Here is a 22,486-nt window from a genome sequence, read left to right on the forward strand (position 1 = left end):
GCGCCTCCAGTGTTACCAAGGTAACACCTTCGCGGCCGAGCGTCTACCACCACGCCTCGGGCCGCGCGGTGAAGCCAGCGCGCTGCTCGATCGCGAGGGCCGCGTTGAGCACGCCCTGTTCGTCGAGCGGCTTGCCGATCACCTGGAGGCCCAGCGGCAGGCCCGCGGCATCCAGCCCGCCCGGCACGCTCATCGCCGGCAGGCCGGCGAGGCTCGACGGCACGGTGAAGACGTCGTTCAGGTACATGGCGATCGGATCGGCCGACTTCTCGCCCAGCGCGAATGCCGCCGACGGCGCGGTCGGCGTCAGCAGGACGTCGCACGTCTCCCACGCCCGTTCGAAGTCGCGCGCGATCAGCGTGCGCACCTTCTGCGCCTGCGTGTAATAGGCGTCGTAGAATCCGGCGGAGAGCACGTAGGCGCCGATCATGATCCGGCGCTTCACCTCCGCGCCGAAGCCATCGGCCCGAGTCGCGGCATACATGTCCTGCAGCCCCGCGCCCTGCGGCAGGTCGCGCAGGCCGTAGCGCACGCCGTCGTAGCGCGCGAGGTTGGACGAAGCCTCCGCCGGGGCGATGATGTAATAGGCGGGCAACGCATATTTCGTGTGCGGCAGCGACACGTCGACGATCGTCGCGCCGGCGTCCTTCAGCCAAGCGATCCCCTGCTGCCACAGCGCCTCGATCTCGGCGGGCATGCCGTCGACGCGATATTCCTTCGGAATGCCGACGCGCTTGCCGGTCAGGTCGGCGGAAAGGCCCGCCTCCCACGCCGGCACGTCGAGCTTGAGCGAGGTCGCGTCCTTCGGGTCGAAACCCGCCATGGCTTCCAGCATGATCGCGCAGTCGCGCACGTCCACCGCCATCGGCCCGGCCTGGTCGAGGCTGGAGGCGAAGGCGATCACGCCCCAGCGCGAGCACCGGCCATAGGTCGGCTTGATGCCGCTGATGCCGGTGAAGGCAGCGGGCTGGCGGATCGAGCCGCCCGTGTCGGTGCCGGTCGCGCCGGGGCACAGCCGCGCCGCGACGGCGGAGGAGCTGCCGCCCGACGATCCGCCCGGCGCCAGCGACTCGTTGCCGCCGGCGCGCCGCCACGGCGAGATGACGTTGCCGAACGCGCTGGTCTCGTTCGACGATCCCATCGCGAACTGGTCCATGTTCAGCTTGCCGAGCATGCCCGCGCCCGCGTCCCACAGATTCTGCGACACGGTCGATTCATAGGTCGGCGTGAAGCCTTCCAGGATGTGGCTCCCCGCGGTGGTCGCCACGCCCTTGGTGCAGAACAGGTCCTTCATGCCGATCGGCACGCCGGCGAGCGCCTTGGGCGCCTCTCCCGCCGCGCGCGCGGCATCGGCGGCGCGGGCGGCGGCCAGCGCATGGTCGGGCGTCTCGACGAGGAAGGCGTTGAGCGGCTTGGCCGCGGCGACCTTGGCGACGAAGGCTTCCGCTACCTCGACCGCGGAGAAATCGCCGGCGCGCACGCCGTCGCGGATCGCGGCGATGCCCAGGGTGGTGAGGTCGGTCACGAAATGTCTCCTGCGCGGATGATCGAACGATGCGGCTGCGTCATCACTCGATCACCTTCGGCACGGTGAAGAAGCCGTGCTCCGCTTCCGGGGCATTGGCCATCAGCTCGTCGCGCTTGCCGCCGCCGGTCAGCGGGTCGGCATCGACCACGTCGTCGCGCAGGCGCAGGCTGTTTGGGATGACCGCGGTCATCGGCTCGACGCCGGTCGTGTCGACCTCGCCCAGCTGCTCGATCCAGCCCAGGATATTGCCGAGCTCCGGCGCGAGCCGGGCGGCCTCCTCGTCGGTGATCGCGATCCGCGCGAGGCTCGCGATCTTCTTCACAATGGTGGTGTCTACGGACATGGGCAAGCGGCTAGCCGCTGCCGCGGGACGGTGCAAGCGCCTGTCCCCCGCATGCGCCAGCGTGGCGGCCCGTCGGCACCCGCGCGTCCGCCTGCCTAGGGCCGATCAGGCGATCGCGGCGATCCAGTCCGGCAGGTCCGCGAGTCGCTCCAGACGCGCATAGCGCGGTGTCCCCACCGGTTCCGCCGCGGCTTCATGCGCCCAGGCGCCCTCCTGGGGAATATACGCCGCCCATCCGCCTGCCTCGAGCGCCGGCAGCACGTCCGACCGCATCGAATCCCCTGCCATCGCCGCCCGCGCCGCCGCGACGCCATGAGCGGCGAAGACCCGGCGGAACGTCGCCGCCGTCTTGTCGCTGACGATCTCGATCCCTGCGAAGCGATCGCCGAGCCCGGATGCGGCGAGCTTCGCCTCCTGGTGCATGAGGTCCCCCTTCGTCACCAGGACGAGTCGGGCCATGTCGGCCAGCCGATCCAGCGTCGCCTCCACGCCGTCCAGCAATGCGACCGGATGCGCCAGCAACGCACGGCCGGCATCCAGGATGTCGACGACCATTCGCGTCGGCAGCGTGTCGCCGGCAAGTTGCGTCGCCGTCTCGATCATCGACAGCGTGAATCCCTTGGCGCCATAGCCGTACAGCCGAAGGTTGCGCGCCTCGCAGGCGTCGAGCGTCGCGCGCGTGATCGCAGCGTCCGCAAAGGGCCGCAGCATGGATTGCAAGGCATCCTGCGCCGCCTGGAAGTGGCGCATGTTGTGCCACAGCGTATCGTCGGCATCGAGGCAGATGAGGTCGATCGGCATGACGCCGGCCTGTGCCCGCTACGCGCGCCCGTGCAAAGAGGGCGCGCGCTCAGGCGGCGGGCGGCGACGGGCGCTCGGACACGCCGCCCGCGGGAGCGGCCGCCCCGTCCGATCCGGCGGATGCGGCATAGGCGGCGGCCGCATCGGCCCGCGGCGATGCCGCGGCCTTGCCGTCGCCGCCGCCGAAGCCCAGCGTCGCCATGCGGCGCGCCACCTCCTCGTCGATCCGGCGTTCCAGCGCGGCGCGCGCGTCGGGTGCCATCGCCCTCAGATCGGACTCCCCGACCTTCATCTCGCGCATGATGTCCGCCCGAAGTTTCTTGGCGAGACGCTGCGCGGGGGTCTGCGCCGCCTCGGCCCGGAACGCGGCGACGGCGGCCTTCAGCTTGGCGCTCGAATCCTCTGTCGGCCGTCCCTGCGGCGCCGTCGGATAGCGATCGTCGTAGACGACCGGCAGGCCCGCATCGCGCTGCAGGCCCATCATGGCCGCCAGCGCCGCCCGCTGCCGAAAGGCCATGCCCAGCCCGCCCGGGGCTGAGGCATTCGCCTCGGCCTCGTGGCTCAGATAGGCGATCATGTTGAGCGGCGTATCCGCATCGGCGCGCGACTGGACCAGGTCCGTTGCGCCGGCCAGCGCCTGAGCGCCGATGCGCCCGGACTCGACCAAAGCAGAGACGACCCTGCCCAGCTGCCGCGGACTGATCCGCGTGAAGTCCACCCTGTCCGCGGATCCCGTGTCCGCTGTCCCCACGCTCTCCTCGGCGCCGGGCGCGCCCGCTTGACTGACGGCACGCGGCGCCCCCGACGCCGCGGCCTGACGGATCGGTGCCGTTCGCTGCCATGCCGTGATATCCCACATCACGTCCCTCCCTTTCGTCATCTCCCCGACCGAGCGATCGTCGCACACAAGCGTTAACGCTTTGCGACCGAAACGGACATTCCCCTTATCCGGTCGCCATTGCGTCCCCGCGCGCGGTCGGGCAGGACGCGCGCCATCACCGCACAGGAGCGAGGCTTGGCCCGCAAGTTCCTCTACGTCATTGCCGTTCTGATCGCGCTCGTGCTCGCCGCGGGGATCGCCTATCGCTATTACGGGGCGCAGCTGCTGCGTGCCGCCCTGGTGCCCTCGGAAACCTTCCGCGCGCAGCCCGGCGTCACGCCGGCGACCTATCGCGAGGCGCGGATGTGGATCGCGCGGCCCGATATCGCCGGCAATCCGGCGCTTTGGGCGCCCGCCGGCTATGCGCCCGCCGAAGCGCCCGCCGCCGCGGTCTTCTTCATCCACCCGACCAGCTATATCGGCCGCGACCATTGGAACGCGACGCTCACCGAACCGGAGACCAATGCACGCGCCGCGATCTTCCTGCGCGGTCAGGCGAGCGCGTTCAACGCCGCGGGCGAGATCTGGGCACCCCGCTACCGGCAGGCGACGTTCGGTGCCTTCCTGACCAGCGTCGCGGATGCCAACCGCGCGCTCGACCTTGCCTATCGCGACGTCGCCGCGGCGTTCGACGCCTTCCTCACGCAGGTCGACCCCAAGCGTCCGATCATCCTCGCCGGCCATAGCCAGGGCGCGCTCCACCTGACCCGGCTGCTCCGCGAGAAGGTCGCGGGCAAGCCGCTCGCGCGGCGGATCGTCGCGGTCTATGTCGTCGGCTGGCCCGTGTCGAAGGCGACCGATCTCGCCGCGCTCGGCCTGCCCGAATGCACGCGCGCCGATCAGGCCGGCTGCCTCCTCTCGTGGCAGAGTTTCGCCGAGCCCGCCGATCCTTCGCTGATCCTCGAGACCTACGATCGCACGATCGGCTTCGACGGCAGGCCGCGCAAGGATACGCCGATGGTCTGTACCAATCCCCTCACCGGCACCGCCGATGCCACCGCACCGGCAAGCGAGAACCTGGGCACGCTCTTTCCCTCCGCCGATCTCAGCACCGCGGCGATCGCACCCGGCAAGGTCCCCGCCGCCTGTCAGGGACGCGGCCTGCTGATGATCGGCGCATCGCCGCCCGACCTCGGCAATTACGTGCTGCCCGGCAACAACTACCACGTCTATGACTACAGCCTGTTCTGGGCCAATGTCCGCGCCGACGCGGACCGCCGCCTCGCGGCATTCCAGACGCAGCGCAAGGCCGCGCGATGATCACGACGGACGCAGCCGCCTTCCGCGCCGCGCTGCCCGCGGGCGGGCGCCTGCTCGGGCTCGATGTTGGCACGAAGACGATCGGCACCGCCTTGTGCGATGCCGGCTGGAGCTTCGCGAGCCCTGCGCTGCTGGTTCGCCGCACCAAGTTCAGCAAGGACAAGGCGCAGCTCGCCGACCTGATCGCGGCGCAGGGCGTACGCGGACTCGTCATCGGCCTGCCGCTCAACCTCGATGGGAGCGACAGCCCGCGCACCCAGTCGACGCGCGCCTTTGCGCGGAACATGGTGGATACCGGCCTGCCGATCCTGCTGTGGGACGAGCGCTGGTCCACCGTCGCGGTCGAGCGTGCGATGATCGAACAGGACATGAGCCGTGCCAAGCGCGCGGAACGCATCGACAATCTCGCCGCCGCCCACATCCTGCAGGCGGCGATAGACGCACTGGTGGCGGTTCCCGTCCAGGATTGATCGGAAACGTCGATCGGGCTGATCGACAGTTCTCGGCAGGAGCCGGATTGGCCATGCCGCGTTGCAGCGCCACATGGAGGCCCTCCGGGCGTCCTGCCCCATCCGATTTCCATCGAGGACTTCAGCCATGCCGACCCCCACCAACGGCTTCGCCGCCCAATCCGCCGATGCGCCGCTGGCGCCGTTCAGCTTCGAACGCCGCGATCCCGGTCCCAAGGACGTCGCGATCGACATCCAATATTGTGGCGTGTGCCACTCCGACCTCCATACCGCCCGCGGTGAGTGGGACGGCACGCTCTATCCCTGCGTGCCCGGCCATGAGATCGTCGGCCGCGTCACCGCGGTCGGCAGCGAGGTGACCAAGTTCAAGGTCGGCGACATCGCCGGGGTCGGCTGCATGGTCGACAGCTGCGGCCACTGCCCCTCCTGCCACGACGGCGAGGAGCAATATTGCACCGGCGGGGGCTTCGTCGGCACCTATAACGGTCCCGACCCGGTGATGAACGGCCACACCTTTGGCGGCTATTCCGACCATATCGTCGTCGACGAGGACTTCGTGCTCCACATCGGCCATGACGAGCAGGATCTCGCCGCGGTCGCGCCGCTGCTCTGCGCGGGCATCACCACCTATTCGCCGCTCCATCATTGGAAGGTCGGCCCGGGGCAGAAGGTCGGCATCGTCGGTTTGGGCGGGCTCGGCCACATGGGCGTCAAGATCGCCAACGCGATGGGCGCGGAAGTCTATGTCTTCTCGACCTCGCCCAACAAGCGCGAGGATGCGCAACGACTGGGCGCAAAGGACCTGATCGTATCGAAGGACGCCGATCAGATGGCCGCGCACCAGGGCAGTTTCGATTTCATCCTGAACACCGTCGCCGCCCCCCACGATCTCGACGCGCTACTGGTACAGTTGAAGCGCGACGGCACGATGTGCCTCGTCGGCGTCCCCGCCGAGCCGCATCCCAGCCCCTCCGTCGGCAACCTCGTCTTCGCGCGCCGCGCGCTGGCGGGCTCGCTGATCGGCGGGATCAAGGAAACGCAGGAGATGCTCGACTTCTGCAAGGAGCATGGCCTGACCGCCGACATCGAGATGATCCGGATGGACGAGATCAACACCGCCTACGACCGGATGGTGAAGAGCGACGTCAAGTATCGCTTCGTCATCGACATGGCGACGCTCGACTCCGCGGCGTGAGGCCGGGCGCCGCGCGTCCCGCGGAGGCGGGATCGACGCGGCGCCGCCTTGCCGGCGCGATGGCGTGCGCGCGCGCCGTCGCGGTCGCCGCGGCCCATGCGTTGCGCGGCCGCGGCACCGCGCTCACTGTCGCATGATGTCCGCATCGACGAACCGAACGTTCTTCGCTCCGGATCGCTCGAACTCCGCTCTCGGCGGGGCCCAGAACAGCGTCTCGCCCTTTTTCATCGCGTCGAGGACCGACTGCGGGGCGTTGGTCGTGATCGCAACATCGATCCCATGGGTCCGATAGAATTCCCGGAATTCCTCGTTCTCGCGCCGGAGATTGGCTTTGCCCTCGGGCGTGATGGACATCTTGTCGATGTACGCCGCGGACATGGGCCCGCCGTGCATCGCGACGATGCCCTTGCCGGTGACGATCTTGTAGGTGCCGCCCATGAAGAGAAATTGCGCGCAGGCGGAGGCACAGAGGCCGTCGACGATGATCGTGTAATGGTATCGTTCCAGGTACCGCGTCGTGTCGAGCGCCGTCTGCAGGCCACCACCGGGGCTCTTGGCGACGACGACGAGATCGTCACGATAGGATCGACCGGTGATCATCCGTTCGAGCCGCCCCTCGACGTCAAATTGGCCATCGATACAAAGGACGTTGGATTTCTCGTCGTAATACGCCGCTTTCTTGCCCCCGCATATCGCGGTCAGCGCCCTGATCTCACCCGCATCGGAGATAGGCAGCGCGCGTATCGTCGCCTGCGCCTGCGGCATGAAGAACCAAATGGGCAACAATCTAGCAGTTGCAAGAACGACTAGATTTCTGAAGCACATGAATCAGCACCTGACCGTTATTGATCCATTGGTGTTCGTAGTAGTAGTGGGGGTACTTCCGTTCGGGCATGTGCATACAACGACAGGTATATTGTAAGGCCCTGGCGTACTTACGCACACCGGCGCCTGCTGCTGTCCGCCTCCTACCAATCTCGTCAGCTTGCTGCTTAAGCTACGCATTGCGGGTCCCTTCATCTACTGAAGTGAGTTACTTCGGCCTTTTTGTCCTCGGCGACCTACGGCATCAACCAAAGAATAGTCCGATACGGATATTATTCTATCTCCGATCGAAATGGCGACAGCCGTTCGTGGCCTGCCGGCCGCGTCGCGATGCAGGTTGCCCCCCGGCCCGCGCGCGTATACCCGGCGCTCTCGATGACAGCGTCCGATCACCGCCCCGCCGCGCAGCTTCCTGGCGGCGCCGTCTTTCCGCACCGGCATCTGACCGGCATCGACGGCCTCCAGCCGCACGAGATCATGTTCCTGCTCGACGAGGCGGAGCGCTGGATCGGTGCGAATCGCGACCATGCCGCCCCCGACAAGCGGCTTGCCGGCCTCACCCAGATCAACGCCTTCTTCGAAAACTCGACGCGGACGCTGCTCAGCTTCGAGATCGCGGGCAAGAGGCTGGGCGCCGATGTCGTCAACATGCATGCCGCGCAGTCGAGTGTGAAGAAGGGCGAGACGCTGATCGATACGGCGCAGACGCTGAACGCGATGCGCGCCGACGTCATCGTCATCCGCCACATGGCATCGGGCGCCGTGCGCCTGATCGCGGACAAGGTCGACTGCCCGGTGCTCAATGCAGGCGACGGCCGCCACGAACATCCCACCCAGGCGTTGCTCGACGCGCTGACCATCCGCCGTCGCCGCGGCAGCATCGCCGGCCAGCGGGTCGTCATCTGCGGCGACGTGCTGCACAGCCGGGTCGCGCGGTCCAACATCCTCAGCCTGACCGCGCTTGCGGCCGAAGTGCGCGTCTGCGCGCCATCAACGCTGATGCCCCCGGCGATCGAGCGAATGGGTGTCACCGCCTTCACCGATTTCGACAAGGCGCTGGTCGGCGCCGACGTGGTGATGATGCTGCGCGTCCAGAACGAGCGGATGGACGGCGCCTATATCCCGTCGACGCGCGAATATCGCCTTCGGTACGGGCTCACGCCCGAGCGTATGGCGCGCCTGCCCGACGCGCTGGTCATGCACCCGGGGCCGATGAACCGCGGCGTCGAGATCGACTCGAGCGTCGCCGACGGTCCGCAATCGGCGATCACGGAGCAGGTGGAGATGGGCGTGGCGGTACGCATGGCGTGTCTGGACATCCTGACCCGACGCGCGCGCAAGGTGGAGGGCTGGGCATGACCGTCACCGCTTTTCTTAACGCGCGGCTCGTCTGCCCGGTCGCCGGCACGCGCGACGGCGGGCTTCTGGTCCGCGACGGGGCGATCGTCGCCGCCGGTACGATCGACGTTCCCGCCGATGCACTGACGGTCGACTGCGCCGGCAAGGTGCTGGCGCCCGGGATCGTCGATTTCGGCATCTTCGCGGTCGATCGCACCGCATGCCGCGCCGGCGGCATCGTGCGCGTCGCGCTGATGCCCGATGGTCGCCCGGTCCTAGACGATCCCGGCATCGTCCAGCGCGCCGCCCTGATCGGCAAGCCCGACCTGTGGATCCATCCGATCGCCGCCGCGACGCGCGGTCTCGCCGGCGCCGAGATGGCGGAGATGGCGATCTGTGCCTCCGCCGGGGCGAAGGCCGTCGGCACCGGCAAGGGCTGGATCGCTGATTCGGGCGTCATGCACCGTGTCCTCGCCTATGCGCGCGATCTCGATATCGCGGTGGTCACGCATGCCGAGGACGGCGGGCTGACGCAGGGGGCGGTCGCGACCGACGGCGAGACGGCGACGCGGCTGGGCCTCGCCTCCGCGCCCGCGATCGCCGAGGCGCTGGCGGTCACGCGCGACATCATGCTGGCGGAGGATAGCGGCGCACGCCTCCACCTTCGGCAGGTGACGACCGCCGCGAGCTTCGACCTCGTCCGCGCGGCGAAGCGTCGCGGGGTGCGCGTGACCTGTGGGATCACCCCCGCGCATCTGCACCTGTCCGACATCGCCGCGAGCGATTTCCGGACCTATGCGCATCTCTCCCCGCCGCTTCGCGGCGAAGCGGACCGGCAGGCGGCGCTTGCCGCCATCGCCGACGGGACGATCGACGTGCTGGCGTCCGGTCACGACCCCAAGGGGCCGGAGGAGAAGCGCCTGCCCTTCGCCGATTCGACACCGGGCATGGCGGGTGCGGAGACGCTGCTGCCGCTGGCGCTGATGCTGGTCCGTGACGGCCACCTGGCGATGGACCGGCTGTTTGCGCTGCTCGCCGCCAATCCGGCGCGGGTGCTTGGCATCGACACGGGCACGCTCGAGGCGGGTAAGCCCGCCGACCTCCTGCTGTTCGACGCCGACACGCCCTGGCAGATCGACGGCACCGCGTTCAGCGGCGGCGGTGCCAATACGCCCTTCGACGGCCTGCCCGTTCAGGGTCGCGTGCTGCGCCTGTGGAAGGGCGGCCGCGAGATCTGAGGACGCGACGGCCAGCGTCCAATGCCGAGGCGTCGACCGTGCCGGTGCGCGATAGGCGACACCGGACGGGTTGGCGCGGTCAGCGCGCGGCCACCTGCACCGGCGTCCGCAGCCACTGCGCCATCCGGTCGCCTGCGTCGCGGCGAATGAAGCACGTGCCGCCCTTGGCGCGATAGCCGCGACAGAAGCTGTCCGCCGCCTCGCGGCTGAACCCGCCGACCGAGAGGCGATACAGCTGGCCCTGCCGCCCGGCGAAGGACGCGCCGGTCGGTTGATGGCCGGACAGCGCGGCGAACTTGCGGGTGGCGATCGCCCATCCGGACTTCGCGACCGCGACGGTGCTGTAGGCACCGAGCTGGACGTACCATTCGCCATGCCGCGCCAGCCGCTGCACCGGCGGGACGTTCTGGACGACGACGTTGGCTGCGACCTTCATCGGTCCGGCGGCGCGGAGCATCGGGGCAGGCAGCGGCTGCACGACTTCGCGGCGCGGAGCGAAGGCGATCTTCATGGGTGTCGGGGCCGACGCGGCCGTCGGTGCAGCGACCGTGGCCAGCGTGGCCGCGGCGATCGCGGTTGGCGACGGCGACGGCAGCGGGGCCGGAACGACGGGTTCCGCCGCGGCGACCTGTGTCGGCATCTGGGCCATGGGCGCGCCGACCGGCACCGGTGCGTTGAGCGCCAGCGCGACCGGCAGGCCGGCGTCGGGACCGGGCATCACGCCGAGCAGCGCGGCGACCTGCTGCATCGACGAGCTCGGTTTGGCGAAGGCCGCCCATTGCTCCATGCGCGCGTCGACGTCGGCGGGCGACATGTCGGTGGCCGCGACGACGCGGGCCATCTGCCACTCGCCTGCCAGCGCATAGCTCAGCGCCAGATTCTGCCGCGCCTTCGGACTGCTGTGGCCGGAGCGTACGACGGGCGTCAAAATCGCCACCGCCGTCGCCGGATCGCCCGCAAGCGCCGTGGCGAGACCGAGATCGGCCGCCGGAATGGCATTGCTGTGAGCGCCCAGCGTCGCGCGCGCCGAAACCCAGTCCCCGCCCGCGATCTGCGTCAGCGCGAGGTTGAGCGCCGCCTTGCCATTGTCGGGGGTCAGTTGCAGCACGTCGCCATAGGCCGCCCGCGCGGAGGCGAAGCGACCGGCGCGCATATAGCTGTCGGCCAGGATCATCCGATAGCCGACGTCGCGCGGGGCCAGGCCTACCGCCGCTTCCGCATAGCCGATCGCGACGGGCGCGTCCCGCTTCTGCAGGGCCTGCGCGGCCTTGCTTGCCTGCTTGGCGGCGTCGCGCGCGGCGCGCTGCGCCGCGCGGTCGCTGGCGGCGGCGACATGCGCGCCATTGGCGGTGCAGCCGACCATGGTGCCGCCAAGCACCAGCGCCGACAGGCTGAGCGACAGGATCGTGCGGGTTTTCATCGGTGCTTCCCCCCGGAACTTTTAGCGGCCGCGCTTGCCCTGGGGCAGCTGCGCGACAAGCGCCTCCACCTCCGGGATCGCGGCGAGCAGCGCGTCGAGCGCCTCGGTGACGAGGTCCTGTGCGGACCGGTTGGTGATCGCCGACGCCAGGCGCAGGCGAAGATGCCGCTCCGCGTCCACGCGCAGCGTGAAGGCGGCCTTTCCGGCATGCTGCGTCTCACGGCGCAGGCGGGTCGCCGTGGCGACCGAAACGGATTTGACCGCGGGCGGCGGCGTGATCGCGGCCTGCAGGCGCTCGCGCTCGAGCAGGACGGTCGGGATCGACTCCGCCGACACCGGTGCGGGCGCATCGGGTGATGCCGGCACCACCGCGGGCGCCGCCGACGAGGGCGGCTGCGACTGCGGCTGCGGCTGCGGCTGCGGGGGCACGGCGGCCGGCGCGACCGCGGTCTCCCCGCCCATGTCGTTCCAGCCGAGATCGTCGAGACCATGGCCGAAGCCCCCCAGTCCCTGACTGCGCATTGCGGGTCGCGCCTGCCCCTTGCGGGCGAGCAGGCCGGACGAGAGGGATGCCATCGGCTTGGGTCCGCTGCCGAACATCACGCGCTCAGCCTCCCACCACGCGGCGACCGAAGCCACCGGCCGCCGGCCGCGCCCCGAAGCCGCCGCCGCTAGTCGGGACGGTGAAGACGGTGCGGCGGAAATTCTTTTCCAGCCGGTCGGCGACATAGCTCCACAGCGCGGCCACCTCTGCGGCGGACTTGCCGTTCGGATCAACCTCCATGACGGTGCGGCCATCGATCATCGACGCGGCGAAGTCGGTGCGCTGGTGCAGCGTGATCGGCGCGACGGTGCCGTGCTGCGACAGGGCCACGGCGGCATCGCTGGTGATGCGCGCCTTGGGCGTCGCGGCGTTGACGACGAAGATCAGGGGCTTGCCGGCGCGGTCGCAAAGATCGACTGTCGCGCCGACGGCACGCAGGTCATGCGGGCTCGGCCGGGTGGGTACCACGATCAATTCGGCGACGTTGATGACGCTCTGGATCGCCATGGTGATCGCCGGTGGCGTGTCGATCATCGCGAGCTTGAACCCCTGCTGCCGCAGCGATTCGAGATCGGCGGCGAGCCGGGCGACGGTGGTCTGCGCGAAGGCGGGATATTCCGCCGTCCGCTCGTTCCACCAGTCGGCGAGGGACCCTTGCGGATCGATGTCGATCAGCACGACGGGGCCGTGGCCCGCCATCTGCGCCTGCACGGCCAGGTGTCCGGACAAGGTCGTCTTGCCTGAACCACCCTTTTGCGATGCCATCGCGAGAACGCGCATAGGCCCCCTTCGAAATAAACTGCCCAAATCGGCGATGCTGAGGTGCCAGAGGCGCGCTAAAAAGCCGTTAACGACGCACGAGCGCCCCATCGGCCGCCCGCGCTTTGCCTTCTTGGGCGCGTCGGGGCATGATGCGGGCCAGGGTATCTGAGGGGTGAAGCATGCGTGGCTCGGTTTGGTTCGCGGTGGCGATGCTCGGTGCGGCGTCGCCGGCGGCGGCGCAGAACGTGAAGGCCGGTGTCGATGCCTGGGGTCGCGGCGACTATGCCGCCGCGGTTGACCAATGGCGCGGTCCCGCGGTCGCGGGCGATGCGGATGCGCAGTTCAACCTCGGCCAGGCCTATAAGCTCGGCCGCGGCGTGCCGCTCGATCCGGTGCTGGCCGAAAGCTGGTTCCGCAAGGCCGCCCTGCAGGGCCATGCCCAGGCGGAGGACAATTACGGTCTCGCCCTGTTTCAGGCGAACAAGAAGGCGGATGCCTTGCCCTGGCTCAACAAGTCGGTGGCGCGCGGCGAACCGCGTGCGCAACTCGTACTCGGTACGATGCTGTTCAACGGCGATGGCGTGTCCCGCGACTATCCGCGCGCTTATGCGCTGATGACGCTGGCCTCGCGCGCCGGCCTGGGCGCCGCGTCGGAGACGCTGGCGCAGATGGACGAATATATCACCCCGGCCGATCGCGAACGCGGGACGCAGCTGGCGCAGCAATATGCCGCCGCGCAACGCAGCGCGCCCGATGCTCGTCCCGAGCGGGCGACCCGGATCGCTACCGCGGACCTGCCGCCCTCCCGTCCCCCGGCATCCGCGTCGTCGCCGGCCACACCGCGGCCGCGCATGCCCCAGGCTTCGCCGGATCGTCCGGTGCCGGACCGCGTCGCGGAGCAGCCGGTGATCGCGCATCCGGCACCGAGCAAGCCGGCCCCCGCCGCGGCGCCGACGAAACGGGCGGCCAAGGCCGGTGGCGAAAAAACGCCCGGGCCGGCGGCCAGGGTCGCCGAGCCCCCTCTTGCGCCGAAGCCCCGCGCGAACGGCGGATGGCGGATCCAGATCGGCGCCTTCAGCACCCAGGCGAACGCCGAGGCGCAATGGGCCAAGGTGCACGGCCGCCTCGCAGGCGCCCAGCCCGCCTACGTCAAGGCGGGCAACGTCATCCGCCTGCAGGCGGTCGGCTATGCCGACAAGGCGAGGGCGCAGCGCGCCTGCAACGCGTCGGGCGTGTCGTGCGTGGTGATCGCGCCCTGATCGGGCGCGATCAATCGACCCACATCGTGCGGGGATAGCCCTGCGCGTACAGCAGCGCGGAAAGATCGCCGTGATCGATACGCGCCGCCGCCGCCGCCGCGACGACGGGTTTGGCGTGGTAGGCGACACCCAGTCCCGCGCGGCGGATCATCGCCAGGTCGTTGGCACCGTCGCCGACGGCCAGGCTCCGCGCGGGATCGATCCCTCCCGCCTCGATCGCCGCCAGCAACGTCTCCTCCTTCGTCGCCGCGCCGACGATCGGCTTGGCCACGCCGCCCGTCAGTCGCCCGTCGGCGATCAGCAGGCGGTTGGCGATCGCGCGATCGAACCCGATCTCCGCCGCCACCGGCTCCGCGAAGCGCGTGAAGCCGCCGGAGACGAGGATCGCCGTCGCGCCCTGCGCACGCATGGTGCGAACCAGTGCCTTCGCGCCGGGCATGATGGTCACGCGTTCCTTCAGGCAGCGCGCGATCACCGCCTCGTCGAGGCCCGCAAGCAGTGCGACCCGCGCGTCCAGCGCCGCCTCGAAATCGAGCTCGCCGCGCATCGCGCGCTCCGTCACGTCGGCGACTTCGGCCTTGATGCCGGCATAATCGGCCAGCTCGTCGATGCATTCGACCGTGATCATCGTCGAATCCATGTCGGCGACGATCAACGCCTTGGCCCGGCTCGCGATCGGCTGCACGACGATGTCGACCCGCGCGAACGCCTGCTCCAGCGCGACGCGCGCCGCCGCCGCGTCGGTGGCGAAGGGAATGTCCGCCGCGCGACCGGCGTCGATCCATAGCGGCGCCGCGGGCATACAGCCCGCCTGCGCAAGCCGGTCGGCTGCCGTCGAACAATCGCCCGCATCGAGTCGATCTGCTGCTATGAGCGTCGCCGTGAACACCTTGCCCTCCAAACCCGCGCTGGCGCTCATCGCAGGGCCTACCGCCAGCGGCAAGTCCGCCGCGGCGGTCCGCCTGGCCGAAGCGCACGACGGCGTCGTGATCAATGCGGACGCGAGCCAGGTCTATGCGGACCTTCGCATCCTGACCGCGCGCCCCGACACCGCCGACGAGGCGCGCGCGCCGCATCGACTGTTTGGCCATGTCGACGCCGCCGACGCCGGCTATTCCGCCGCCCGATGGGCGCAGGAGGCGCGCGCCGAAATCGACGCCGCACACGCCGGAGGGCGACTGCCGATCCTGGTCGGCGGCACCGGCCTGTACCTGCGCACGCTGATCGACGGCATCGCGCCGGTGCCGACGATCGACCCGGCGATCCGCGCGGCGGTCCGCGCGCTGCCCGTCGCGGACGCGCACCGGCTGCTGGCCGTCGAGGATCCCGCCGCCGCCGCGCGCCTGGCGCCGGCCGATGCGGCGCGCGTCGCGCGTGCACTGGAGGTGGTCCGCTCCACCGGACGTCCGCTGGCGTCCTGGCAGGACGAACGTACCGGCGGGATCGCGGACCGCGTCGCGCTCGCCGCGGTCGTCCTCCTGCCCGATCGCGCGACGCTCATCGAGCGGATCGACGCACGCTGCGCCACGATGTTCGCGACCGGCGCGATCGAGGAGGTCGCCGCCCTGCTCGATCGCAACGACGTTCCCGACGATGCCCCCATCCGGCGCGCGATCGGCGTACCGCCGATCGCAGCCATGGTGCGCGGCGAATGCGACCGCGCCGCGGCGCTTGCCCGGACCAGCCTCGACACCCGCCGCTATGCCAAGCGGCAATATACCTGGTTTCGACACCAGCCACCATCCAGCTGGCATATCGCGACAGATTCTGTCGATGCCGAAAACAAAATTGCATCTTTATTGCTATAATGGGTTGACCCACCCCGGCACCCCCTCTACCCGCGCAGCCCTCGACCAAGGCGTATGGAGGTTATCGTGGCGGAGAAGAGCGGAGCAGACATCCTGGTCGAGGCGCTGTGCGATCTCGGCGTGGAGGTCGTGTTCGGCTATCCGGGCGGCGCCGTCCTGCCGATCTACGACGCGATGTTCCGCTCGGGACGGATCAAGCACATCCTCGTCCGGCACGAGCAGGCGGCGACCCACGCGGCGGAGGGCTACGCTCGTTCCACCGGCAAGCCGGGCGTCGTCCTCGTCACCTCGGGTCCGGGCGCGACCAATGCCGTGACCGGGATCACCGACGCGTTGCTCGACTCGATCCCGATGGTCGTCATCACCGGCCAGGTGCCGACCAGCCTCATCGGTACCGACGCTTTCCAGGAGGCGGACACCGTCGGCATCACGCGCCACTGCTCGAAGCACAATTATCTGGTGAAGGACCCGGCGCGACTGGGCGCGGTGATCCACGAGGCGTTCCATATCGCCACGTCCGGTCGCCCAGGTCCGGTCGTCATCGACATTCCGAAGGACGTCCAGGTCGCCACCGCGCGCTACGTCAAGCCCGGCGTCATCCAGCACAAGACCTATCGCCCGCAGGTCAAGGCGCCCCAGAGCGAGATCGAGCAGGTCGTGGACATGCTCGCCGCGGCAGAGCGACCGATCCTCTACACCGGCGGCGGCGTCATCAACGCAGGTCCCGCCGCATCCCAGCTGCTGTGCGAACTGGCACGGATCACGGGCGCGCCCGTCACGTCGACGCTGATGGGCCTGGGGGCGTTCCCGGCATCCTCGCCGCAGTTCCTCGGCATGCTCGGGATGCACGGGACGTTCGAGGCGAACATGGCGATGAACCAGGCGGACTTGGTCGTCGCGATCGGTAGCCGCTTCGACGACCGCGTCACCGGTCGCCTCGACGCGTTCAGCCCGAACAGCCGCAAGGTTCACATCGATATCGACCGGTCGAGCGTGAACAAGAACGTGCGCGTCGATCTGGCGATCATCGCGGATGCCGGCCATGCCATGGAAGACATGGTGCGCGTCTGGAAGGCGCGTCAACATCCCAAGCCGGACACGTCGGACTGGTGGCGGCGCATCGCCGGCTGGCGCGCGGTCAAATCGCTGGACTTCCCCGAGTCCGGGACGGAAATCATGCCGCAGCGCGCGATCCGCGCGCTGTGGGAGGCGACGCATGCCCGATCGCCGATCATCACGACCGAGGTCGGCCAGCACCAGATGTGGGCGGCACAGCATTTCGGCTTCGAGAAACCGAACAAGTGGCTGACCAGCGGCGGCCTCGGCACGATGGGCTATGGCCTGCCCGCGGCGATCGGCGCGCAGCTGGGCAATCCGAAGGCGCTCGTCATCGACATCGCCGGCGAGGCGAGCATCCAGATGAACATCCAGGAGCTCGCCACGGCCACGCAATATCGCCTGCCCGTCAAGATCTTCATCCTCAACAACGAATATATGGGGATGGTCCGCCAGTGGCAGGAACTGACGTATGAAAGCCGTTATGCCGAAAGCTATTCCGACAGCCTGCCGGACTTCGTGAAGCTGGGCGAGGCCTATGGCTGGAAAGGCATCCGAATTGAGGCGCGGGGCGAACTGGAGGACGGCATCCAGGCGATGCTCGACCATGACGGCCCGGTGATAGTCGACTGCCGCGTCGCCAAGCTCGCCAATTGTTTCCCGATGATACCCTCGGGCGCAGCGCACACCGACATGATCCTGCAGGCGAACGAGGTATCCGGCACGATGGACGACGAGGCGAAAGCGCTGGTGTAACGCCGCTCCCCGCTTGCGGGAGGGGTCAGGGGTGAGCCTGTCCACCCTCAGACCCGCTCGCGGCTTTCCCAACCCCGAGCCCTCCCGAACGTGGGAGGAGGGAAGAAGTCCCATGCACATCAAGACCGAAGCCACGGAACGCCACACCCTGTCGGTGATCGTCGACAACGAACCGGGCATCCTCGCCCGGATCGCCGGCCTGTTCACCGCACGGGGCTACAATATCGAGAGCCTGACGGTGTCGGAGATCACCGCCGACAAGGCGGTCAGCCGCATTACCATCGTGACCAGCGCGTCGCCCTCGGTGATGGAGCAGATCATCGCGCAGCTCGATCGGCTGGTACCCGTGCACAAGGTCACCGACCTCACCGCCCGCGGCGCGCACGTCGAGCGCGAACTGGCGCTGGTCAAGGTCGCTGGCACCGGCGACCACCGCATCGAGGCGCTGCGCCTCGCCGAGGTCTATCGCGCGCGCGTCGTCGATGCGACGATCGCCTCCTTCGTGTTCGAGGTCACCGGCACGATCGAGAAGATCGACAAGTTCGTCGAGCTGATGGGCGAAGTGGGGCTGGTCGAGGTCGCCCGCACCGGGATCGCCGCCATCGCCCGCGGCCGCGAGGCGGCGTAAATCCCTCTCCCACCGGACGAGGGAGGGAGCGCCGAAGGCGCGGAAGGGTGAGGGCCGCGGCGCCCCGCCCTCACGAACTCCGGCTCGGCAGCGCGCTGCCAAGCCTTCCTATCCCCTCCCGGCGGGAGAGGGAAAAAAGAAGCAAAGGGACGAACAATGAAGGTCTATTACGATCGCGACGCCGATCTGAACCTGATCACCGGCAAGAAGATCGCCATTCTCGGCTATGGATCGCAGGGCCATGCCCATGCGCAGAATCTGCGCGATTCGGGCGTGAAGGACGTCGCGATCGCGCTACGCGCGGGCTCTGCGACCGCGCAGAAGGCGGAGGCCGCCGGCTTCACGGTGCTGTCGAACAAGGATGCAGCCGGCTGGGCCGACATATTGATGATCCTCGCTCCCGACGAGCATCAGGCCGCGATCTGGGAGAACGACCTCAAGGGCAATATGAAGCCCGGCGCCGCACTGGCCTTTGCGCACGGCCTCAACGTGCATTTTGGGTTGATCGAGCCGCCCGCGGACATCGACGTCATCATGATCGCGCCCAAGGGCCCGGGCCATACCGTCCGTAGCGAATATGTCCGCGGCGGGGGCGTCCCCTGCCTGATCGCGATCCATCAGGACGCCAGCGGCAACGCCCATGACGTCGCGCTCGCCTATGCCAGCGGCGTCGGGGGTGGCCGGTCCGGGATCATCGAGACCAATTTCAAGGAAGAATGCGAAACCGACCTGTTCGGCGAGCAGGCGGTATTGTGCGGCGGCATCACGCACCTGATCCAGGCGGGCTTCGAAACCCTGGTGGAGGCTGGCTATGCCCCGGAGATGGCCTATTTCGAATGTTTGCACGAGACCAAGCTGATCGTCGACCTGCTCTATGAGGGCGGCATCGCCAACATGCGCTATTCGATCAGCAACACGGCCGAATACGGCGACATCACCACCGGCCCGCGCATCATCACCGATGACACCAAGGCCGAGATGAAGCGCGTGCTCGCCGACATCCAGTCGGGTCGCTTCGTCAAGAACTTCGTCCTCGACAATCGTGCCGGCCAGCCGGAACTGAAGGCGGCGCGCAAGGCGGCGCAGGCGCATCCGATCGAAAAGACCGGTGCCGAACTGCGCGCGATGATGCCGTGGATCGGAGCGAACAAGCTGGTCGACAAGGCGAAGAACTGACGGGGCCGGCCACCCTCGCCTGTCCCGCGGGTCCACGCCCGCGGGCACGACCAGGGTGAGGGTGGCGCAACCAAGCGTTTCCGTTCCGGCGCTTTTCGTCGGGCAGACATTATGGTCAAACCCCGGCCATCCAACAGGGGAGACCATCCATGCGCCTTATCCTCGCCGCCGTGCTCGCCACGGCCGCCGTTCCCGCGATCGCACAGATCATCCCGACCGCACCGGGTCAGCCCGGCCAGCCGAGCGCCAAGGTGCCCGCCGGCACCTATCAGGTCGATCCCTTCCACACGCAGGTCGCCTGGGAAGTGAACCACATGGGCTTCTCGGTGCTGGAGGGCATGTTCGGCGCGTCGGCCGGCTCGATCACCATCGACCCCGCCAAGCCTGCCGCTGCGAAGGTCGACGTGACCTTCCAGATCGATCAGCTCAGCGTCACCGCGGCGCCGTTTGCCAAGCACCTGCAGTCGAAAGATTTCTTTGACGCAGCGACCTACCCGACCGCCCGTTTCGTCTCGACCTCGGTAACGCCGCGCGACGGAAACAAGGCGACGATCACGGGCAACCTGACGATCAAGGACCAGACCAGGCCGGTGACGATTGACGCGACCTTCGTCGGTGCCGGTACCAATCCGATGAACAAGAAGCTCAATTTCGGCTTCGACGGCACGACGACGATCAAGCGCAGCGACTTCGGCGTCGGCGCCTATGCACCGGTCGTCTCCGACACCGTGAAGCTGCACATCCACGCCGCCTTCACGGCGTAACGTTCGCCCCTGCTGCGCCGGTGCGGTTCAGGCCGCCCGGCGCACCTTGGCGAAACCCTCGAATGTCGCGCGCACGCCCGCGTCTGCCTCCGCCGTCAGACGGACCACGCGATCCAGTGCGTCGGCGGCCTCCCCCGGTTTCGCATAGGCCATGGCCCATTCGCCGAACTCGCGGGACGCGATCGTGCGGTTGGAAAGCACCACGAGCGCATAGTGCCGTGCGTCCGCCTGGATGCGCGCGAAGGCGGCATTGACCGCCCCCTCCTCGCCTTCCAGCGCCTGCAGAAACCGCTTGCCGTCGAAGAACAACAGCCCCGTCACGCGGTCGCGTGCATTGTTGCGCCGCGATTGCGCGAGGATCTGTTCGGCATCGACCGACTCGCCACGCCGCAGGGTACTGATATAGACGAGCTGGCGCATCGCGTCGGGCCTTTCCTACCGTGGATCAACAAGCCCCCGCCCGTGTCCGCTCCTTCCTAGGATCAAAGGGTTAATAAAGGCTGGCGGCAAAGCATCGCTTGACCCGACATCATCGCTGGACATGGGCCGGATCGGACGGCATGAACGAGCGGACGAGATGACCGACCTGCGCGCCTTCCTTCGACTTATCCGCCCTTAAGGGCGGCAGTGCACAGGCGCGCTTCCCTTAAGGGCCGAATCCGCTTCAGCGCCACCTAGCGCCGCGCGCGGAGTCCACCGCGGCGGCCCAGAGCCGGGACCCGATCATGCTCCGCACGCCCTCGACCAAATACCGCCCCTTCCCGCCCGTCGACCTGCCCGACCGGCGGTGGCCCGGCAACACGATCACGCGGGCGCCGCGCTGGCTTTCCACGGATCTGCGCGACGGCAACCAGGCGCTGATCGATCCGATGGACGCGGAGAAGAAGGGGCGTTTCTTCGACCTGCTCTGCAAGCTGGGCCTGAAGGAGATCGAGGTGGGTTTCCCGTCTGCCGGGGCGACCGAATTCGATTTCATCAGCGCACTGGTCCGGCAGGAGCGCATTCCCGGCGACGTCTTCGTCCAGGTGCTGACCCAGTCGCGCCGCGACCTGATCGAGACGAGCTTCGCCAGCCTTCAGGGCGCGAAACAGGCGATCGTCCATCTCTACAACGCCGTTTCGCCGGCCTGGCGCAAGATCGTGTTCGGTATGACGCGCGGCGAGGTGAAGGCGATCGCCGTCGAAGGCGCAAAGGTGCTGCGCGACCAGGCCGCCCGCTATCCGGACACCAAATGGCATTTCGAATACAGCCCGGAAACCTTCTCCACGGCGGAACTCGACTTTTCCGTAGAGGTATGCGCGGCCGTGATGGATGTGCTGCGCCCGACGGTGGAGCGCCCGCTGATCCTCAACCTGCCCGCGACGGTCGAATGCGCGACTCCGAACGTCTATGCCGACCAGATCGAATGGTTCGGGCGCCACATCCCGAATCGCGAAACCGTCGTCATCTCCCTCCATACGCATAACGACCGCGGCACCGGCGTCGCGGCGGCGGAGCTCGGGCTGATGGCCGGCGCCGACCGCGTCGAAGGATGCCTGCTCGGCAATGGCGAGCGCACCGGCAACTGCGACCTCGTGACGGTCGCGCTCAACATGTACACGCAAGGCGTCGACCCGGCGCTCGACCTGTCGGACATCGACGCCATCGTCGACATGGTACAGCATTGCACCGGCATCCCGGTCCACCCGCGGACCCCTTATGCCGGTGATCTCGTCTTCACCGCCTTCTCCGGCAGCCACCAGGACGCGATCAAAAAGGGGTTCGCGGCGCAGGCGCAACGCAACGACGATCTGTGGCAGGTACCCTACCTGCCCATCGACCCGGCCGACCTCGGTCGCAGCTACGAGGCGGTCATTCGCGTCAACTCGCAGAGCGGCAAGGGCGGCGTCGCCTGGATCATCGAGCAGGACAAGGGCCTGAAGCTGCCCAAGCGGCTGCAGGCCGATTTCAGCCGCCACGTGCAACAGCTCGCGGACGAGACCAGCCGCGAGCTCGGCGCCGCCGACATCTGGGGGCGGTTCGAGGCGACCTACCTGCCGCGCGACGACGATCGGTTCGTTTTGCGCGATTACGAGGAGAGCGGCAGCGCCGGCGATCGGCTGTTCATCGGTCGGGTCGCCGTCGACGGCGAGGAGCGTAGCATCGCGGGGCGCGGCAATGGTCTCATCTCCGGCGTCATCGCCGCGCTTGCCGAAACGACCGGACCCAGCCTGGACGTCGTCGATTATAGCGAACATGCGATCGGCCACGGCGCGGACGCGCAAGCCGCCGCCTATGTCGAATGCCGCACGTCCGACGGCCGAACCGTCTTCGGCGTCGGTCTCGACACGGATATCGCGACCGCCAGCGTGCGTGCCGTGCTAAGCGCTGCAAATAACGCACAAAAGTCCGTTATGGATTAACTCTTCATTTGGCTTGGCGTGTCATGATGCCCT

The 22,486-nt window shown here is 68.5% G+C and carries 22 protein-coding genes; 12 read left to right on the forward strand and 10 right to left on the reverse strand.

What is annotated here, in order from left to right; genetic code table 11:
- Positions 1-43: 43 nt before the first annotated feature.
- From gatA to RF701_RS06365, 4 genes are all read right to left on the reverse strand, one after another.
- A complete protein-coding gene (gene gatA, locus RF701_RS06350; RefSeq protein ID WP_308814449.1) occupies positions 44-1,525 on the reverse strand; it encodes an Asp-tRNA(Asn)/Glu-tRNA(Gln) amidotransferase subunit GatA in 1,482 nt (493 codons plus the stop codon).
- Positions 1,526-1,568: 43 nt separating this feature from the next.
- The gene (gatC, locus tag RF701_RS06355) at positions 1,569-1,871 is read right to left on the reverse strand and encodes an Asp-tRNA(Asn)/Glu-tRNA(Gln) amidotransferase subunit GatC (protein WP_203309494.1); all 303 of its coding nucleotides are present in this window, start codon (positions 1,869-1,871) and stop codon (positions 1,569-1,571) included.
- 105 nt (positions 1,872-1,976) lie between these two features.
- Positions 1,977-2,672 (reverse strand): HAD family hydrolase, encoded by a 696-nt coding sequence (locus RF701_RS06360; RefSeq protein WP_308814450.1) that lies wholly within the window; start codon positions 2,670-2,672, stop codon positions 1,977-1,979.
- Positions 2,673-2,721: 49 nt separating this feature from the next.
- Positions 2,722-3,534, reverse strand: a complete 813-nt coding sequence (locus tag RF701_RS06365) for a hypothetical protein (protein WP_308814452.1) — start codon at positions 3,532-3,534, stop codon at positions 2,722-2,724.
- A gap of 153 nt (positions 3,535-3,687) precedes the next feature.
- Here RF701_RS06365 and RF701_RS06370 point away from each other — a divergent pair, with 153 nt between their 5' ends.
- The 3 genes from RF701_RS06370 (at position 3,688) to RF701_RS06380 (ending at position 6,477) form a co-directional block, all read left to right on the forward strand.
- Positions 3,688-4,812 (forward strand): DUF3089 domain-containing protein, encoded by a 1,125-nt coding sequence (locus RF701_RS06370; RefSeq protein ID WP_210358061.1) that lies wholly within the window; start codon positions 3,688-3,690, stop codon positions 4,810-4,812.
- On the forward strand, positions 4,809-5,282 hold the full coding sequence (gene ruvX, locus RF701_RS06375) for a Holliday junction resolvase RuvX (protein WP_308814453.1): 474 nt from the start codon (positions 4,809-4,811) through the stop codon (positions 5,280-5,282). The genes RF701_RS06370 and ruvX overlap by 4 nt, the downstream gene beginning before the upstream one ends.
- Before the next feature lie 127 nt (positions 5,283-5,409).
- Positions 5,410-6,477, forward strand: coding sequence for an NAD(P)-dependent alcohol dehydrogenase (locus tag RF701_RS06380; RefSeq protein ID WP_308814454.1), 1,068 nt, complete (start codon positions 5,410-5,412; stop codon positions 6,475-6,477).
- A 123-nt stretch (positions 6,478-6,600) separates the two neighbouring features.
- Here RF701_RS06380 and RF701_RS06385 read toward each other — a convergent pair whose 3' ends face one another.
- Positions 6,601-7,263 (reverse strand): hypothetical protein, encoded by a 663-nt coding sequence (locus RF701_RS06385; RefSeq protein ID WP_308814455.1) that lies wholly within the window; start codon positions 7,261-7,263, stop codon positions 6,601-6,603.
- Positions 7,264-7,677: 414 nt separating this feature from the next.
- On the opposite strand from RF701_RS06385, the gene RF701_RS06390 reads away from it, so the two are divergent.
- Together RF701_RS06390 and RF701_RS06395 are read left to right on the forward strand one after the other, a co-directional pair.
- Positions 7,678-8,661, forward strand: coding sequence for an aspartate carbamoyltransferase catalytic subunit (locus RF701_RS06390; protein ID WP_203309501.1), 984 nt, complete (start codon positions 7,678-7,680; stop codon positions 8,659-8,661).
- On the forward strand, positions 8,658-9,878 hold the full coding sequence (locus RF701_RS06395) for a dihydroorotase (protein ID WP_308814456.1): 1,221 nt from the start codon (positions 8,658-8,660) through the stop codon (positions 9,876-9,878). The genes RF701_RS06390 and RF701_RS06395 overlap by 4 nt, the downstream gene beginning before the upstream one ends.
- Before the next feature lie 79 nt (positions 9,879-9,957).
- On the opposite strand, the gene RF701_RS06400 is transcribed toward RF701_RS06395, so the two are convergent.
- Genes RF701_RS06400 through RF701_RS06410 form a run of 3 tightly spaced genes read right to left on the reverse strand, consistent with a single transcriptional unit; the run spans position 9,958 to position 12,622 of the window.
- Positions 9,958-11,298 (reverse strand): tetratricopeptide repeat protein, encoded by a 1,341-nt coding sequence (locus RF701_RS06400; protein WP_308814457.1) that lies wholly within the window; start codon positions 11,296-11,298, stop codon positions 9,958-9,960.
- Positions 11,299-11,319: 21 nt separating this feature from the next.
- Positions 11,320-11,898 (reverse strand): hypothetical protein, encoded by a 579-nt coding sequence (locus RF701_RS06405; protein WP_308815622.1) that lies wholly within the window; start codon positions 11,896-11,898, stop codon positions 11,320-11,322.
- Positions 11,899-11,905: 7 nt separating this feature from the next.
- Positions 11,906-12,622, reverse strand: coding sequence for a ParA family protein (locus tag RF701_RS06410; protein ID WP_203309504.1), 717 nt, complete (start codon positions 12,620-12,622; stop codon positions 11,906-11,908).
- Positions 12,623-12,783: 161 nt separating this feature from the next.
- On the opposite strand from RF701_RS06410, the gene RF701_RS06415 reads away from it, so the two are divergent.
- On the forward strand, positions 12,784-13,863 hold the full coding sequence (locus RF701_RS06415; RefSeq protein ID WP_210358067.1) for an SPOR domain-containing protein: 1,080 nt from the start codon (positions 12,784-12,786) through the stop codon (positions 13,861-13,863).
- A gap of 10 nt (positions 13,864-13,873) precedes the next feature.
- Here RF701_RS06415 and serB read toward each other — a convergent pair whose 3' ends face one another.
- On the reverse strand, positions 13,874-14,752 hold the full coding sequence (serB, locus tag RF701_RS06420; RefSeq protein ID WP_308815623.1) for a phosphoserine phosphatase SerB: 879 nt from the start codon (positions 14,750-14,752) through the stop codon (positions 13,874-13,876).
- On the opposite strand from serB, the gene miaA reads away from it, so the two are divergent.
- The 5 genes from miaA to RF701_RS06445 all read left to right on the forward strand — a co-directional run bounded on the left by miaA (position 14,733) and on the right by RF701_RS06445 (position 20,051).
- Positions 14,733-15,671 (forward strand): tRNA (adenosine(37)-N6)-dimethylallyltransferase MiaA, encoded by a 939-nt coding sequence (gene miaA / locus RF701_RS06425; protein WP_308814458.1) that lies wholly within the window; start codon positions 14,733-14,735, stop codon positions 15,669-15,671. The two genes, serB and miaA, sit on opposite strands and share 20 nt — an antisense overlap.
- Before the next feature lie 66 nt (positions 15,672-15,737).
- Positions 15,738-17,483 (forward strand): biosynthetic-type acetolactate synthase large subunit, encoded by a 1,746-nt coding sequence (ilvB, locus tag RF701_RS06430; RefSeq protein ID WP_210358070.1) that lies wholly within the window; start codon positions 15,738-15,740, stop codon positions 17,481-17,483.
- Positions 17,484-17,595: 112 nt separating this feature from the next.
- Complete coding sequence (gene ilvN, locus RF701_RS06435) at positions 17,596-18,111, forward strand: acetolactate synthase small subunit (RefSeq protein WP_203309509.1); 516 nt, start codon at positions 17,596-17,598, stop codon at positions 18,109-18,111.
- Between the two features lie 156 nt (positions 18,112-18,267).
- Positions 18,268-19,287: a ketol-acid reductoisomerase gene (ilvC, locus tag RF701_RS06440; RefSeq protein ID WP_308814460.1), complete on the forward strand. Its 1,020-nt coding sequence runs from the start codon at positions 18,268-18,270 to the stop codon at positions 19,285-19,287.
- A 149-nt stretch (positions 19,288-19,436) separates the two neighbouring features.
- A complete protein-coding gene (locus RF701_RS06445) occupies positions 19,437-20,051 on the forward strand; it encodes a YceI family protein (RefSeq protein WP_308814461.1) in 615 nt (204 codons plus the stop codon).
- A gap of 27 nt (positions 20,052-20,078) precedes the next feature.
- On the opposite strand, the gene RF701_RS06450 is transcribed toward RF701_RS06445, so the two are convergent.
- Positions 20,079-20,471: a BLUF domain-containing protein gene (locus tag RF701_RS06450; protein WP_203309512.1), complete on the reverse strand. Its 393-nt coding sequence runs from the start codon at positions 20,469-20,471 to the stop codon at positions 20,079-20,081.
- Between the two features lie 305 nt (positions 20,472-20,776).
- Here RF701_RS06450 and leuA point away from each other — a divergent pair, with 305 nt between their 5' ends.
- The gene (leuA, locus tag RF701_RS06455) at positions 20,777-22,453 is read left to right on the forward strand and encodes a 2-isopropylmalate synthase (RefSeq protein WP_308814462.1); all 1,677 of its coding nucleotides are present in this window, start codon (positions 20,777-20,779) and stop codon (positions 22,451-22,453) included.
- Positions 22,454-22,486: the final 33 nt, after the last annotated feature.

The organism is Sphingomonas sp. GV3, assembly GCF_031082075.1.
In the GTDB taxonomy this organism is placed as follows: domain Bacteria; phylum Pseudomonadota; class Alphaproteobacteria; order Sphingomonadales; family Sphingomonadaceae; genus Sphingomonas; species Sphingomonas beigongshangi.

Bases quoted from the DNA above. Each gene is read 5' to 3' on its own strand.
- RF701_RS06380 (WP_308814454.1), top strand. From the start codon at position 5,410: ATGCCGACCCCCACCAACGGCTTCGCCGCCCAATCCGCCGATGCGCCG.
- ruvX (WP_308814453.1), top strand. From the start codon at position 4,809: ATGATCACGACGGACGCAGCCGCCTTCCGCGCCGCGCTGCCCGCGGGC.
- ilvC (WP_308814460.1), top strand. From the start codon at position 18,268: ATGAAGGTCTATTACGATCGCGACGCCGATCTGAACCTGATCACCGGC.
- RF701_RS06390 (WP_203309501.1), top strand. From the start codon at position 7,678: ATGACAGCGTCCGATCACCGCCCCGCCGCGCAGCTTCCTGGCGGCGCC.
- RF701_RS06395 (WP_308814456.1), top strand. From the start codon at position 8,658: ATGACCGTCACCGCTTTTCTTAACGCGCGGCTCGTCTGCCCGGTCGCC.
- RF701_RS06445 (WP_308814461.1), top strand. From the start codon at position 19,437: ATGCGCCTTATCCTCGCCGCCGTGCTCGCCACGGCCGCCGTTCCCGCG.
- gatC (WP_203309494.1), bottom strand. From the start codon at position 1,871: ATGTCCGTAGACACCACCATTGTGAAGAAGATCGCGAGCCTCGCGCGG.
- RF701_RS06410 (WP_203309504.1), bottom strand. From the start codon at position 12,622: ATGCGCGTTCTCGCGATGGCATCGCAAAAGGGTGGTTCAGGCAAGACG.
- RF701_RS06405 (WP_308815622.1), bottom strand. From the start codon at position 11,898: ATGTTCGGCAGCGGACCCAAGCCGATGGCATCCCTCTCGTCCGGCCTG.
- miaA (WP_308814458.1), top strand. From the start codon at position 14,733: ATGAGCGTCGCCGTGAACACCTTGCCCTCCAAACCCGCGCTGGCGCTC.
- RF701_RS06415 (WP_210358067.1), top strand. From the start codon at position 12,784: ATGCGTGGCTCGGTTTGGTTCGCGGTGGCGATGCTCGGTGCGGCGTCG.
- ilvN (WP_203309509.1), top strand. From the start codon at position 17,596: ATGCACATCAAGACCGAAGCCACGGAACGCCACACCCTGTCGGTGATC.
- RF701_RS06360 (WP_308814450.1), bottom strand. From the start codon at position 2,672: ATGCCGATCGACCTCATCTGCCTCGATGCCGACGATACGCTGTGGCAC.
- RF701_RS06450 (WP_203309512.1), bottom strand. From the start codon at position 20,471: ATGCGCCAGCTCGTCTATATCAGTACCCTGCGGCGTGGCGAGTCGGTC.
- RF701_RS06400 (WP_308814457.1), bottom strand. From the start codon at position 11,298: ATGAAAACCCGCACGATCCTGTCGCTCAGCCTGTCGGCGCTGGTGCTT.
- leuA (WP_308814462.1), top strand. From the start codon at position 20,777: ATGCTCCGCACGCCCTCGACCAAATACCGCCCCTTCCCGCCCGTCGAC.